Consider the following 15,200-nt stretch of genomic DNA (forward strand, 5'->3'; position numbering starts at 1 on the left):
TTCTGGATATCACAAGATTTCAGCCTTGATATTTATCCAACCATTCGACCAAGTATCTTGGCGGTATAATCCACCATGGGAATGATCCGCGCATAGTCTATTCGTGTAGGACCAATGACGCCGATCGCACCAACCACTTGTTGACGAGTATTTTTATAAGGAGCCATTACTACAGAACAACCTGCTTGGGCAAATAAATCATTTTCTGACCCAATAAAGATCTGCACACCCTCTGCAGTTTTTGTCATCTCCAGCAATCGGACTAACGATTCTCGTTTTTCAAGCGCAGAAAATAGATGGCGTACCCGATCTAAATCTTCAAGAGCATTTATATCTTCCAGAAGCTGCGCTTGCCCTCTTACGATTAAAGCTCCGTGGGAGCTGCCATTAATATCCTCTGCCCAGGTTGCCAAACCAAGCTCAACTACCTTTTGGGATAATTCATCCAGCATCACCTGATGGGCCTTGAGTTCAGCGTGAATCTCAACAATGGCCTCTTCCAACGTCCTTCCAATTAATCGAGCAGACAGAAAGTTCGAGGCTTCAACCAAGGCCGAAGGCGGCAATCCCAGGGGAATATTCACGACCCGATTTTCGACAGAACCAGAAGCCGTAACCATCACAACGAGCGCTCGACCCGGAGCCAAAGATACAAATTCAATATGTTTAAGAGGTTCTGAAAGCTTCGGCGCAACGACAAGACCAGCACACTGCGATAGCCCTGACAGCATCCCTGTAGCTTCTTCCAGTAACTGAGGCATTGATTTACCGCCCGCAGCGCACTGCGCTTTGATATGTGATCTTTCGTCTTTACTCAAATTTCCGTGTTCAAGCAATCCATTTACATAGAGGCGAAGCCCAACATCAGTTGGTAACCGTCCCGCAGACGTGTGACGTGAAAATAACAACCCCATATCTTCTAGGTCTGCCATCACATTTCGTATCGTCGCAGGGGACAGATCCAAGCCCAATTTTCGGGAAAGAGTCCGTGATCCTATCGGTTCACCCGTTTCAACATAGGCATCCACAACGAGACGAAAAATCTCTCGAGATCTATCGCTCATCCCCGACGCGTCTACGGGTAGCAAGGAGGTATCGTTAAATTTGGCCACGTTATCCTTAAACCTTTATTTCTGACACGTTGGAACCAAACGGATTAACATCCGAGACGAATAACTCAGACAAAATTCACATTTAGATGTAGGGACGATCCAAGCAGTGTTCAATGCCGTCATCTCCATAGATGTATCCTTCGGAACGCCCTTAAGACAAACTCTACTTATGACCTTATCGAATATATTATACCATGGGTATCAAAATCACTCAGTCCATCCGCTGAACACCAAATAACTACCAAATTTGTGAAAATTGGGAACGCTTCAGTTTAAGGATTTAGGTCGAATAGTATAACTACATCTCCGGCCCCCTTCGAGAAGGTACTCTACCCTCTCCACTATAGCATCAGGACCAAGAACTGTGCGAAATATAGATAATTCTGCCCGGCAAAAGCCTTGGCACACCGTCGCTGCAGTACAGATGGGACAGTGATTTTCAACAAATAAAAAGCCACCTTGACCATCTTCTTCTACTTCAGCCATATACCCTTCTTGTTCACGTAACCTGACAAGTTGAGCGACTTTGACCTTAAGAGGTGACGCAGCAGACATAGCCTCTTGGTAAAGCTTTAAAGTTTGATCTTCTCTGTGGGCAACGAGTTGCTCAACACCCTCATCGCCAAAGACAGCTCTGGCACTTTCGATAAGGTCTTTTGTCAGTAATGCGTGCGAATCCCCGAATTTATTATGGGATAATGTCGTCAATTCCCAACTTGTAGCTGGCCGACCGGCTCCTTTAGGTTTTGATGCGATCAAAGGTGTTGCTGCGATCATTCCCATCTCATTCATACGTTTGAGATGTTGGCGCATACCTATAGCCGTTATGTTTAGTTTGCCCGCCAGATCAACTGCAGACATACTTCCCCGGGCCTTCAATAAAGCTAAAATAGCATCTTCAGTTTTGGCATTTTTCTTCATTTTTATGAGTATAAACCAGAATCAGAAATATAAAAGACTTTGCTTTTTTAATCACCTCGTATAAACATAATAAAAAAAGAAATTACTTTTCTATTAAAGGCAAAATGATGAACACCACCACATCAGGCCATACATCAGATAAAAATCCTGGTGACGCCAAAATGACAACAAAGAATATCGTACATCTTGTCATTATCTGCATGGGTGTTGCTCTGTATGCGCTTAACAGTCTGATTACCTCAACCCTGTTACCCTCAGCCGTCGACGATTTGAGCGGTGTCGAGTTTATCAATTGGTCTGCCTTACTTTATACCACCGCCGCCATGATCGCGTCCTTAGCAACAGGCACCGCTAAATCCAAAATCGGCGGACGTGCGATTCTCACAATAGCCGGGGCGGTTTTTGCTATTGGTTCCCTACTCGTAAGCCTCGCGCCATCCATGGAACTCTTTTTGTTTTCGAGAATAGTTCAAGGTGCAGGCGGCGGATTAATTCTCGCAAGTTGTTACACAGTGATTAGCGATCTTTTTTCAAGACACTTGTGGCCCACAGTGTTCGCCATGGAATCTGCTGTCTGGGGCATTGCCTCAATAGGCGGACCTCTTGCAGGAGGCCTCTTTGCAGAAACCATCGGTTGGCGTGGTGGTTTCTATGTTGTTTGTGCCTTTGCCGTTTTATTTATCGTTCTTGTTAGAACAACCTTTCCAAAGGACCATTCACCTAGCAGTAAAAATAAAATATCCAACAAATCTGCCTTACCTATATTTCGTTTGGCTCTCTTAGGTAGTTCTGTATTGGTCGTAGCAATGGCAAATCTATTGCCGAAATACGCTGTCTTACTTTTAATATTGGGATTTATACTTTTTTCTCTCTTCCTTTACCGGGACAAAAAAGCCGTCGCAACTTTATTGCCGCGTCATGGACTGAGCCTGCTTCACACCTCAGGCACAGGCCTCGCGATCGTTTTTTTGAGTATGATTTCTGCCGTCTCTTTTATGGTCTACGGTCCTTATATTTTACAAAAGGTGCATGGGTTTTCCCCTCTTTCTGCAGGCCTTATGGTCGCCGTCGAATCTTTGTCCTGGTCGTTAGCTGCAATGCTTTGCGCCAAGCTCCCACAGAATACTTCTTGGCGGTTATATCTGATTCCTATCGGTGTATTCATTGCTCTGCTTGGGGTGTATGGCATCGCGATATCTCTATACGGGGGACCATTATGGCTCCTGAGTATTGCTATATTCCTTGCGGGTGCAGGCTTCGGTATTTTTTGGGCTGATCTTTCTTCTGTCGTCATCGAAACAGGTAATCAGGAAGAACAAGACCGAAGATCCGGTGCAATACCAACACTACAAATGTGTGGTGGGGCTTTTGGACCTGCTGTCGCCGGAATCCCTGCAGCCATAATAGGGTTCGGAGAAAATGCGACAATGGAAGTCATTGAACAGACCGCCTACTGGGTCCACGCTATCTTTATCCCCGTGCTTGCCATTGCAACAATTCTCGCCGTCCACATGGTTCGCCTTAAACGGCGAGATATGGAAACAAACCAAATAACAGCAACCCCGGAACTCACATAAGAAAATCCACGTAAGAGTTTGTTGCGATCTACTATTGGCCAGCACCTTAGGATTTAGAGTAACTCTCTCTTTGGACGTTAACGCCGGCTTTAACATTAATTGTGGCGATCTTTCTGGACCTGCCAAGAACCATAAGGTAGCTTCCGCGAAACATCTTTTCTTATTCGAGGGTATACCATGCGTCCTTCAGGCCGTAATCCAGACCAAATGCGTCAAGTCACTATTGAAACCAATTTCAGCAAGCACGCCGAAGGCTCATGCCTCATTAAATTTGGGGATACCCATGTTCTTTGTACAGCGTCTGTAGAAGATAGCACTCCGCCTTGGCTTCGGAACTCCGGTAAGGGATGGATCACTGCTGAATACGGTATGTTGCCCCGCGCCACACACACACGTTCCAACCGGGAAGCCGCCCGCGGCAAGCAATCCGGTCGTACACAAGAAATCCAACGTTTGATCGGCCGTTCACTCAGAGCTGTTGCCGACATGTCAGGCTTTGGCGAACGTCAAATCAAAATCGATTGTGACGTGTTACAAGCCGACGGCGGCACACGTACAGCCTCTATCACAGGTGGATTCGTCGCCCTGCACCTTGCTTTCCAACACATGAAAAAACTGGGTATGATCGACAAGATTCCGCTCACAGATCATGTCGCTGCGATTTCCTGTGGCATCTTCGAAGGCACCCCAGTTCTCGATCTCGATTACCCCGAAGATTCTAACGCCCAAGCCGATGCCAATTTTGTTCTCACTGGTGATCTTGGTGTTGTAGAAATCCAGGGTACAGCAGAAGAAAAGCCTTTCTCACGTGATGAGTTCAATGCTCTCCTTGATCTCGCAGAAAAAGGTATTTCAGAGCTTGTCGTCCTACAAAAACAAACAATCGGTACAGAGTAAAAAAGCTGAGTTGGCTAATTAGCCGCTTAGGTTAAAATGCTGCAATGAAGTTTTCTATTGGAGATGGTCATGGCACAGGCCGATAAATCACTACGCGATGGCAAGTTGGTTCTTGCCAGCCATAACCCTGGGAAACTCAGGGAAATTGCTGAATTGCTCGCTCCTTATGGGGTAGATGTTGTTTCAGCGGGTGATCTCGGCCTGCCAGAACCGATAGAAGACGGTGATACCTTTGCTGCCAATGCTGAAATAAAAGCGATTGCCGCAGCAAAGGGTTCAGGCCTGCCAGCCTTATCCGACGACAGTGGCTTGGCTGTTATTGCTCTGAATGGAGATCCCGGTATTTTTTCTGCGCGTTGGGCTGGACCAAATAAAGACTTCGGTCTGGCGATGGAAAAGGTAGAACAAAAACTCCAAAATGCGGCAACAAAAGGTGACAATAGTCGTGCAGCCTATTTTGTCTGCGCCCTCTGCCTAGCGTGGCCTGATGGCACGACTGAAGTCTATGAAGGCCGGGTCGATGGCACCATTGTTCACCCTGCCCGCGGCCTCTCCGGCTTTGGCTACGACCCCGTGTTTCAGGCTGAAGGCGAAAGCATCACATTTGGCGAAATGGACCCGGTCCGCAAACATACTATGAGCCACCGCGCACGTGCTTTTGCGCTTCTGGTCGAAGAGAAGTTTAAGGCGTAAGCTACATCTGGTTTCCGTAATACATATTTTCTACAAAACACGCCTCAGTACATTGCTGAGTGAGTGGTAAATGCAGAAGGAAAGCGGAAACTGTTCCTGCTTCCTTCTATGTCGGGCAAATAAATGGTTACATCGATGCAATCATCCACTCTCCTACCGGCCGCGGCCAGACGGGGATTCGGGATCTATATTCATTGGCCCTTTTGCCTGAAGAAGTGCCCCTATTGCGATTTCAACAGCCACGTCAGAGAGGACGTTTCTCAAGAACGCTGGCGGGCGGCATTGTTACAAGAACTCGACCATTATGCTGAAATTTTAAAAAAGAGCGGTGGCGAAGGGCGTATCGTCAGTTCTGTCTTTTTTGGTGGCGGCACTCCATCCCTTATGGCACCAGAGACGGCAGGCGCTCTGATTGATCGCATTAGGCAGCATTGGCCGAGCCGCAATGATCTTGAAATCACCTTAGAAGCCAACCCCACCTCTGTAGAAGCTGGAAAGTTTTCTGCATTTTCCCAAGCAGGTATCAATCGCGTATCGCTCGGCATTCAATCCCTAAACGACGACGACTTGCGGTTTTTAGGTCGAGAACATTCTGCCCAAGAAGCTTTACAAGCCATTGATATCGCAAGAAAATATTTTGACCGATTTTCATTTGATCTCATCTATGCACGCCCCGATCAAGATGTCGTCTCATGGCGAAAAGAATTGGAACGTGCACTGGCAGAAGGAACGGAACACCTTTCACTCTATCAACTGACTATTGAAGAGAACACTGCATTCCACGGTGCCAGACGACGTGGAGAGCTTAGTGAACTTAACCCAGACAAAGCAGCAGAACTCTACGATCTAACGAACGAGATCATGGAGAACAAAGGCATGCCGAACTACGAAATTTCCAACTACGCCCGCCCCGGCCAAGAGAGTAGACACAACTTAACCTATTGGAAGTACGGTGATTATATTGGTATTGGCCCCGGTGCCCACGGACGTCTCACCTTGGCTGATAATAGTACATTAGGCAAAAAAATGGCCACCAGACAGCATCGCGTACCCGAAATTTGGCTCGATACAGTAGAACAAGCCGAACACGCGACACGTACCTATAGTACTGTTTCGATCCCGGAACGTTTTGAAGAAATGATGATGATGGGCCTCCGTCTCGAAGAAGGTATTAACCTTCAGGCCATAAAAGACGAAACCGGGGATAATCTGCATGATTTAGTTGACGCTAAAAAACTGAACCAACTTTGTGCAGAGAAGCTTGTCGTTGTAACCACAGGTAAAATCATCGCGACCCCTTCTGGTCGGACAAGACTAAACAGTCTTTTATCTTACCTGCTCTCATAAAATTCCGCCCTCGCAGCTTATGATTCCCCTTAAGAAAACCGCAATTATTAACAAGCATACTTATTAACTGCTTTGATGTTATCCTGATTGTGATGATTACATATATCTGGCGACCTCTTGTTATTATTTTTATAACCTTCTGCCTTGTCATCACGGGCCATTCATCCGCTGTGGCTAATCATACAGAACGAAACGCCCCCATTGTAATCGCCATAAATAACTGGTCCAGCCAGATCGTATTATCAGAAGTTTACCGAAATGTACTTGAAAGTGTTGGGTACCGGGTCATATTCGCGCCCATAGACATAACCGAACAATGGGGCGCACTTGGTAGAGGACGTATCCACGTTCAGGTTGAAGTTTGGGAAGGATCACAAAGCCTTCGTTTTCAGCAAATGCTTGCCAAAAAATTGATTGTCTCAGCTGGAACTCACAGAGCAACCACCCATGAAGAATGGTGGTATCCCGATTACGTCACCGACCTATGCCCCGGCCTACCGGACTGGAAAGCACTCAGAAAATGCGCGACAATTTTCAAAGGCAGCCCTGACCCTGACAAAGGCCTCTATATCACAGGCCCTTGGGATAAATATGAGCAATTTAAAATACTCGCACTTGACCTTCCCTTCACCATAAAACGCCTGACAAATTCAATTGAACTCCGTGTAGAAATCAAAAAACATATCGAAGCAAAGCGTCCTATACTAATTCATAATTGGACACCAAATTGGATCGATAATTACTATCCTGGCCAATTTGTTGAGTTCCCTCCCTACAGTAAAGAATGCGTAATGAATCCCGCATGGGGAATAAACCCTGATCTTGCCTATGACTGTGGCAACCCCAAAGACGGATGGCTTAAAAAGGTTGTCTGGCATGGGTTCCCCACCCAGTGGCCCTGCGCTTACAATATCCTACAAAAAATTGAAGCCCGTAACAGCATGATTGAAGAGCTTTCAAATCTTGTGAATATTGAAGGCTATACTCCTCGACAAGCTGCCGTAAAATGGCTTGAAACACACCCCCAAAAGTGGCGATCATGGCTCGAGGGAAAATGTAAATCTCATATGGATTTAACATCAGGTTCCACAAACAGCCGATAGTTTAGCTGTCTTTAACCCCATTTGGATTATCGAACTGATATATTGACATTACCCCGAATTAGATTCAGAAATGATTCATGTCGAGTTTTCAATATACCGCAGCTATTTCTGAGTTCGACGCCACACCAGAAGCTATCCATAGCCTCTTGAGCATTTGGCACAACTTAAAGGCATCTGGTAGCTTTCCATTAAAAAGCGAACTTGACCCTGTGACGTTCAAAAACTTTCTTGGGCGACTTTGCGTCGTAGATATTCAGCACGAACCGTTGGATTTTATCTATCGCCTTGATGGTACAGAAATATCTGCAGCTTCCAACGAAGATCTCGCAGGATGCAGCATTCTAAAAGGTACACCCAACGAAATATACCAATCGCATTTTGAAGAGTTCAAGATCGCATTGGATACAGCGAAACCAATGGTTTGGCAGATTTCCTATGTTGTACCAGAGAGTGAATTTGACTATTACCGAGTCATACTTCCTTTCTCTCGTGACAAACAATCAATAAGCAGTAAACCAGATCTGTTTATTACCTACTGTCACTCCAGAACATCTGACACTGGATCGTTTAAATTTTTCCGGCAACTCTCCACTGTTCAATAGGGCCTTAACTAATAAAATTACCCTCTTGGCATACATCCAGTTGCCTCACTGGCAGGTATTTGAGACAAGGTATCCAAAATAGAGGAATGGTCGATGATCAAATTGGAAAAAGCTGCCGAAGTTATCTATTCACAAGCCATGCGCCGGCCAGGATTTTCAGATTTGAGCCCTGCCGAAAAACTGAAGCAAATGGCTCCGGATAAAAACCGGGTCGTTTTGACCCTCACCCATAAATGGTTGGGCTGCATTGCCCTTATTGATGAATTAAAATCACACCCTGAAGTTATTGCCGCGGGCATAGAAGATCTACCCTCGGGTTACGTATTGGAAAAACTTGCCGGACCTAAAGCAGACGACGGCAAACTTCTCGAAGATACAGCTCGGGCCATGGTCGCTTCGATTTTGGACGCAGCTCTTCTCCGCATCATGCCATAACTAAGATTTCCCCAAATTCTCTCCGGGAGGAAATATATGGAAATCATCCAGGAAAATTTTAAAGATTTGTCCTTTTGGCGCACTCTAAATCCTGAGCTATCCATTACAAATAAGAAGCTCCAGTGTGATTCGCTTTCGAGTATTAATGAACATCTCTTGAGCAACGTTTCAGACACCCTTTGGCGCGACGGGTATTTGAATTGCCAGACGCTTTACACAGAGCAAGAACTTCTCCCCATCCGTACGGCGATGGAACTCTTCCATCAGCGCCAAATTCCACAGGCCTTTATCTATCTTTATGATGAGACGTGGACACTGTTCCTCAGAGCACGCACCCTCCTGAGCAACTTTCTCGGTGATAACTACCAGATACTTCCCCACTTTTGGGCTTGGTATATTGAACCCGGAAAAGGTAAGGGTTGGCCACCTCACCGCGATAGTGCTGACCGTTCAGTCATCAACCTTTACGGTCAAGAGATGCTGGTGTCTCTCAGCTTGTGGCTACCCTTAACCGACGCAACGCCCGAAAATAGCTGTATGTCATTACTCCCGCTCAGCTATGAACGACAGTACAACAACCCCATTACCGATCTTTCCCAAATTCCACTTCAGGATGTGCTGTGTCTCCCCGCAAAGGCCGGGTCTCTTTTAGGGTGGCGGCAGGATCTGTTTCATTGGGGAGGAAAAAGCCATGCCTCAGCAAAATCTCCGCGCTTAAGCCTCTCTCTTGAGTTTCAAAATGCAGCACTGGATCCTCTTTGTGAACCTCTATTTAATCCCGAGCATCCGCCTGCGCCAGAGGATCGCTTGAACCTCATTCTTCTACAGTTTGAAAAATACAAACACATTGCGGACCTACCAGATATTACGAGCACAGACTAGAATAGGTTTAAGGGCGATCTCTCAATAATCGGAGAGCATTTAAAGTAACGAGGACTGTTGCCCCCGTATCCGCCACCACAGCCATCCATAGCCCCGTGAAACCGAGAAGCGTCGTAACCAAGAATATTCCCTTCAGCCCTAAAGCAAGAGCAACATTCTGGTGGATATTAGCCATGGTATCACGACCTCGGCGTATCAATCGCGGTAAATCCTCCAAGCGATTTTGCATCAAAGCTATGTCTGCAGCTTCCAAAGCAACGTCAGTGCCTCCACCCATCGCAATACCAACATCAGCCACCTTTAAAGCGGGGGCATCGTTGATGCCATCGCCGACCATAACTACGATACCGTTCTGGCGTAGCTTTTCAATCTCAGCCAGCTTATCCTGGGGCATTAATCCCGCTTTAACTGAAAGGCCAAGTTGTTGCCCAAGCGCGTTTCCCGTTTTAGGATTGTCACCCGTTAGCATAATCGTTTGGATGTTCATCTTTTTTAATTCAATCAAAACATCCTGTGCCGTTTTACGGGGTTCATCCCGCAGGGCGATTAAACCATTTAAAGTGCCATCGACACTTACCGCAACGACTGTTTTACCCTGTTTCAAAAGAACAGCGACCTGATCTGATAACGATTTGTTGTCATTAATTTTTTCTGCAAGGTAATCTGTTGACCCAACAATAACGTCCAAGCCATTGACCTCACCACGCGCTGCTTTTCCTGTGATAGATTGTGCATCTTTTACCGCAGGTAAGGAAATACCCTTTTGCTCGGCATAGGCCACAATAGCAGTTGCAAGCGGGTGACCTGATCCCCTCTCAACCGCTGCGGCAAGCGTGATCATTTCCAACTCATCAACCAACGAAAGAATATCCGTGACCTCCGGTTTTCCCTCAGTCAACGTTCCCGTCTTATCAAAAGCCATCGACTTTGCACGAGACAATATTTCCAGTGCTGCTCCACCTTTAATAAGGAGCCCATTACGGGCTGAAGCAGCAAGGGACGAAGTGACAGCTGCTGGGACTGATATCACCAATGCACAAGGGCACGAAATAATAAGCAACGTCAAAGCCTTATAGATCCATACCGACCAAATTTCAGCAAAAAACACGGGTGGTATAACTGCGACCAATAGCGCTACAATCATCATTGTTGGTGTGTACCAGGAAGAGAATCGATCAATAAACCTTGCAACAGGCGCCTTGTGCTCCTCTGATTCTTCAATCAGGCGAATAATACGATCAAGTGTATTATCCCCAGCTTCTGACGAAACCTGAAATCTGGTAAGTTTTTCCAATACCAACGCACCTGCTAGTGCCGCTTCTCCTTCTTCTCGGTTACACGGTATCGATTCTCCCGTCAGCGCTGATTCGTCCAAAACTGATATTTGATCCAAAACCACGCCATCCGCAGGAAGCCTTTCGCCGGGACGTACCTCAATGACATCCCCAACCTCAAGGCTTTCTGCAGGCACTTCATGGCTATCCGTTCCATTTACCAAACGGGCGATTTTAGGCTGGAGAGCCAAAAGAAGGGTTACCCCTTCGCGGGCTTTGTTTGCCGCACGTTGTTCCAGCGCCTCACCAATTAAAAACAGAAAGAGTACCATAGATGCTTCAAGTGCCTCACCGAGTAACAAAGCACCGATCGCCGCCACCGTCATAAGGGTTTGAATACCAAAATACTGACCAAAACGAATAGATCTTAGGGTATTCAAGAAAATCGGCACCATGCCAATAAGCGCAGAGATACTATAAAAAATTCGAGAATTTTCAGGCCAAATTTGGCTCAAAACCACCGCGACTATTAAAAACCCACCCGCAAGCGCAACTTTGCTCCAGCTTTGATTCAAGGCCTTTTGCACCTGATCAAGCCAAATCGAGTGGGGTTGGGTCAGTTCTTGTGATTTGGGAGCACTGTGATCATGGTCGCCAACATTAGAAGAACAGCAACTTGATTTTTCCCGAGTTACCGGTAGTGCCTTATCAATATTTTCATCCGACAGACTATAACCCAGACCTTTTACAATGCCTTCAAGATCCTGGGCTGAAACTTGCTCTGGATCAAAATCCGTCGTCAGTCTTTCCCGAGCAAAAGAAATGCGTGCGGTGTGAACCCCCGATGCTCGCTCAACTGCCTTTTCAATAGTCTTGGCACAGCTTGGGCAATCCATACCACCGACAATCCAGGCTCGATGATGATGGCTGTCTCTTACTTCCCTTAGAACCGTTTCAATTGTCGATGTACTTTCTTCACCCCCAACCCACGCGATGACCTTCCGGGTCACTTCGAGATTCGAGATTTCAGGCAACACATTCAGGCGATCAAAAATTCGCTTGCGGCAATCGGTACAGTTTTCCGCTTCCGGCATATAATCGGAGAGTGAGAGACGATAAGACATAAGATACCCATACATGAACAGTTATTCATATGAATGTATTTTCATATGTCAAGCTAGTCAACCCCATGTCGATTCAGCGCCGCTGAATCCCAGACCAAAGCTCTTTAGGTCAAACCTTCTGGAGCCAAAATTTATAAAGAAGGCTTACCAGCCTCCCCCGCCACCACCACCGCCGCCGCCGCCCGAAGATCCTCCCCCTCCAGAAAATCCGCTGCCGCTAGAAGAAGAACTCGGCGGCGTCGATGCGGCAGAAATCGTATGAGAAATGCCGTTGGTCAGGCCAGAAACAAAATTGGAACTACCATAGCTGGAGTCGTGCGAATAAATATCTCCGTTGTACCAACCCGGTTGATATTCTGCAGACTCCTTATTCATAGAGGCAAAATAGCCGTTCAATCGCTTAGACCATTGACCTTCTACACCCAATGCAATCGCGTAGGGCAAATGCCGTTCATAGAGAGTTTCATTAAATTCAGGCTCCTTGCCGACAACCTCAAGCCTGTCCTTCTCTGCAACGCACAGATAGTGCTTATACCCTTCAATTGCATCCATAACCTTACGCCCTTTCATTGTCGGCGCTTCAAGAAGGTGCCTAAACAAAAGAACTATTGTAAAAATCAAAGTTATAATACTGTATAGTTCTATCGCTAGGATCTCCCCCGTTATCTCCTCAATCAATGTAAGAGCCAACATCGGAATCAATAAGAAGATCAAAAGCGGGATTTTCTCGGCTAAAAGCTTGGGAAATCCTATTGATGTTAAAAGCCAAGCAAGCAAAAGGCTAATTCCAGGCAAGTACACACCAGAGAAGACACCGACAAAAACCATGATAAAAATACCAGGTATCATGGCCTCACCAGCAGAGTAAAACAGGGATGTAAATGCCCCGATTACACCAATCAGGAATCCAAAAAGCCATTTCCCCATATTAAGGTTAAAATATCCTGCCTTATATTCGGACCTCACTTCTTCCTGAAAGTTTGTGAAGGCTGATGAAAAAGTAGTATTGTACTTACTTTCCAACACAAATTCTTCGCCAACTTGAGAAACAAGAATTTCTAGGATTTTTTTCTCGCCTTTAGGTAATTTTGACGCACTCCCTAAATCCTGCCTTTGTAGTCGATAGTCACTGTTCTCCTGATCAATTGTTATAAAACCTTTAGTGGCCAAGCTTGTAAGGGCAGCACTAAAAGCCGTTCTCACGTCAAAACCATTACGAAATCCATGATTTAAGACATATCCAACAGCAGCCGGTGACATCCCTTTAGGTGCCGTAAATTGTGGAATGATGATTCCTTTTTTAGGGTCCAGTCCATAAAAATACCACGTAATTAAATAGTAGGATGTCATAAAGACCAATGCTGCAAAACCAACAACAACACCAAAGTTATCTCTGACAAGCATTTCTGTTTCTTCGTAGGATGTAGGCTCCCGAACGAATCCTTTCGGCCAAGAAACAACAACAGACAGTCCCTCATAGCTTTTCAAAACTCGCGTAGTTTCAACGGTTAATACATTTTGCCCCACAGAACTCTGATAAGATTTCCCACTCCTCCCATCATATCCGGTAGAACCTGTTGACTGAATAATATCAGCCCCTTCTGGTAAGTGAACCCTTGCTACGATCTCATCAATAGGAAAATCCCAGCCATTTCCAGTTACGTTCCAATAAAGTTCATCTACATTTTCAAGAAAGCTGAGTTGACGGGTTGTTTTATAGCGCAGTTCGTACTGGTAACTTCCTTTCGGTAAAAAATACTCTTTTCGACCAACATAAATGCGAACACCATTACGTAGATTCTCTGTATGATAAGAATCAGGTACACCATCGCGCTTAACAGAAATTAACTCAAAACCAACGCTGTAGTTATTACCTGCGACGATGTATTTTGTGGGAAAATCCCGGTAGATGCCTCGTTTTATTTTTTGCCCCTGAGCCTGAACGGTAATGGTTTCTGTAACGAGAAGGCTGCCATCCTTGTTCACAACAATATCAGATTTATAGCGGGTAATGCGTTCATCATTTGCTATCGCAATGCTTGAAACACCGAACACAATCAGAATCAAAGACCAAAATGTAATCAATCGTACAGATAAAAAATTCATAACTTTACTCCAGGGGCCAGTCTGTCTTTTGGATCTTCAATTTGAAAATAGTCTGCGCGATAAAAACTAAACTGTTTGGCAATAAAAACATTCGGGAAAGTCTCTACGCCGATATTCATGATACGTACGGCCCCGTTGTAATACCTGCGGGTCATCTCGATATCGTTTTCAATCTCGGTTAAAGAATGTTGAAGATTGAGAAAACTATCATTGGCCTTTAAATCGGGATAATTTTCAGCAACAGCAAAGAGATTCACCAAAGAATTGGTGAGTTTTCCTTCTGCCTCTCCACGTTCCAATGCCCCGCCATTTTTGACTTTTATGCACTGGCCCCGAGATTCGATGACTTCGGTCAGAGTATTTTTCTCGTGCCTGGTATAGCCTTTAACCGTCTCAACCAAATTTGGGATCAGATTGCTGCGTTTTTTGAGCTGTACGTCTATCCCACTCCACCCCTCAGACACCTGTTGGCGAAACCGTACAAGACGGTTGTAAATTACAATTGCCCAAAGGCAGAACAAACCGAATAGAATCATCGGGTAGGTAAACAGTGAGATCATCTTCATTCCCTGATAGAAATAAATCTGATGTCACTATACACAGGGTGTAAAGCTCTGCCATTTAATTCATAGAGGATAAGATAATATGTACGTAGAGTCCCTATAGCTAAATTCACAAAGTTAAACAGACACTTAACAGTGTTCTTCCAGAACATGATGTGCCATGTCCGCGATGACGTGGCGGATATGATCGTCAGCAAGCTCATAGAGCACACGACGCCCGTCTTTACGCGAGATCAAAACCCGCGCGTCCCGCAACTGGCGTAAGTTGTGACTGGTTAGAGACTGGGACTGTCCTGTTGTTTCTGATAATTCGTTTACTGAACAAGGTCTCTCAAAGCAACACAAACACAACCTCAACCGCCCTTCATCTCCCAGCGTCCTGAAGATCACACTGAGGTTGACCAGCCCTGTATCCCCAAGATTTGGAAGACCAAAACAGCAATCAGCTTTTGGCTTAACCATATTAGACAGCCCCGTTTCCGCTGCAGGTAAACTCGCCGAGATCGGCGGTTGACCAAGTTTACAGCCTTTATGACTAGTCTCTTTCACACCGAGATCCTAAAA

14 protein-coding genes are annotated in these 15,200 nt (G+C 45.7%); 8 read left to right on the plus strand and 6 right to left on the minus strand.

The features are described 5' to 3' along the window. Nucleotides 1–32 precede the first annotated feature (32 nt). Entirely contained in the window at nt 33–1,064 is a 1,032-nt protein-coding gene (gene hrcA, locus ACFSKO_RS04365) for a heat-inducible transcriptional repressor HrcA (RefSeq protein WP_380248787.1), read from the minus strand. 315 nt (nt 1,065–1,379) lie between these two features. Continuing rightward, nucleotides 1,380–2,033 (minus strand): helix-turn-helix transcriptional regulator, encoded by a 654-nt coding sequence (locus ACFSKO_RS04370; protein WP_380248789.1) that lies wholly within the window; start codon nt 2,031–2,033, stop codon nt 1,380–1,382. A 161-nt stretch (nt 2,034–2,194) separates the two neighbouring features. On the opposite strand from ACFSKO_RS04370, the gene ACFSKO_RS04375 reads away from it, so the two are divergent. The 8 genes from ACFSKO_RS04375 (at nt 2,195) to ACFSKO_RS04410 (ending at nt 9,569) form a co-directional block, all read left to right on the plus strand. Further along, nucleotides 2,195–3,610, plus strand: a complete 1,416-nt coding sequence (locus ACFSKO_RS04375; RefSeq protein WP_380248791.1) for an MFS transporter — start codon at nt 2,195–2,197, stop codon at nt 3,608–3,610. Between the two features lie 177 nt (nt 3,611–3,787). After that, nucleotides 3,788–4,507, plus strand: a complete 720-nt coding sequence (rph, locus tag ACFSKO_RS04380; protein ID WP_380248793.1) for a ribonuclease PH — start codon at nt 3,788–3,790, stop codon at nt 4,505–4,507. Nucleotides 4,508–4,576: 69 nt separating this feature from the next. Further along, complete coding sequence (gene rdgB / locus ACFSKO_RS04385; RefSeq protein ID WP_380248795.1) at nt 4,577–5,200, plus strand: RdgB/HAM1 family non-canonical purine NTP pyrophosphatase; 624 nt, start codon at nt 4,577–4,579, stop codon at nt 5,198–5,200. Between the two features lie 135 nt (nt 5,201–5,335). Beyond that, a complete protein-coding gene (hemW, locus tag ACFSKO_RS04390; protein ID WP_380248797.1) occupies nt 5,336–6,547 on the plus strand; it encodes a radical SAM family heme chaperone HemW in 1,212 nt (403 codons plus the stop codon). A 170-nt stretch (nt 6,548–6,717) separates the two neighbouring features. Continuing rightward, on the plus strand, nt 6,718–7,650 hold the full coding sequence (locus tag ACFSKO_RS04395) for an ABC transporter substrate-binding protein (protein ID WP_380248799.1): 933 nt from the start codon (nt 6,718–6,720) through the stop codon (nt 7,648–7,650). Nucleotides 7,651–7,727: 77 nt separating this feature from the next. Then, on the plus strand, nt 7,728–8,252 hold the full coding sequence (locus ACFSKO_RS04400) for a PAS domain-containing protein (RefSeq protein WP_380248801.1): 525 nt from the start codon (nt 7,728–7,730) through the stop codon (nt 8,250–8,252). Between the two features lie 93 nt (nt 8,253–8,345). After that, nucleotides 8,346–8,687, plus strand: a complete 342-nt coding sequence (locus ACFSKO_RS04405; RefSeq protein WP_380248803.1) for a hypothetical protein — start codon at nt 8,346–8,348, stop codon at nt 8,685–8,687. 36 nt (nt 8,688–8,723) lie between these two features. Further along, nucleotides 8,724–9,569 carry a phytanoyl-CoA dioxygenase family protein gene (locus ACFSKO_RS04410; protein WP_380248805.1) on the plus strand — a complete coding sequence of 282 codons (846 nt, stop codon included), beginning with the start codon at nt 8,724–8,726 and terminating at the stop codon, nt 9,567–9,569. Nucleotides 9,570–9,576: 7 nt separating this feature from the next. On the opposite strand, the gene ACFSKO_RS04415 is transcribed toward ACFSKO_RS04410, so the two are convergent. The 4 genes from ACFSKO_RS04415 to ACFSKO_RS04430 all read right to left on the minus strand — a co-directional run bounded on the left by ACFSKO_RS04415 (nt 9,577) and on the right by ACFSKO_RS04430 (nt 15,185). After that, the gene (locus tag ACFSKO_RS04415; RefSeq protein ID WP_380248807.1) at nt 9,577–11,967 is read right to left on the minus strand and encodes a heavy metal translocating P-type ATPase; all 2,391 of its coding nucleotides are present in this window, start codon (nt 11,965–11,967) and stop codon (nt 9,577–9,579) included. Between the two features lie 144 nt (nt 11,968–12,111). Continuing rightward, on the minus strand, nt 12,112–14,073 hold the full coding sequence (locus ACFSKO_RS04420; RefSeq protein ID WP_380248809.1) for a DUF2207 domain-containing protein: 1,962 nt from the start codon (nt 14,071–14,073) through the stop codon (nt 12,112–12,114). Further along, entirely contained in the window at nt 14,070–14,633 is a 564-nt protein-coding gene (locus tag ACFSKO_RS04425; protein ID WP_380248811.1) for a LemA family protein, read from the minus strand. Before ACFSKO_RS04425 ends, ACFSKO_RS04420 begins: the two co-directional genes overlap by 4 nt. 132 nt (nt 14,634–14,765) lie before the next feature. Then, nucleotides 14,766–15,185: an ArsR/SmtB family transcription factor gene (locus tag ACFSKO_RS04430; protein WP_380248813.1), complete on the minus strand. Its 420-nt coding sequence runs from the start codon at nt 15,183–15,185 to the stop codon at nt 14,766–14,768. Nucleotides 15,186–15,200: the final 15 nt, after the last annotated feature.

This window comes from Kiloniella antarctica (assembly GCF_042682825.1).
GTDB lineage: Bacteria > Pseudomonadota > Alphaproteobacteria > Kiloniellales > Kiloniellaceae > Kiloniella > Kiloniella antarctica.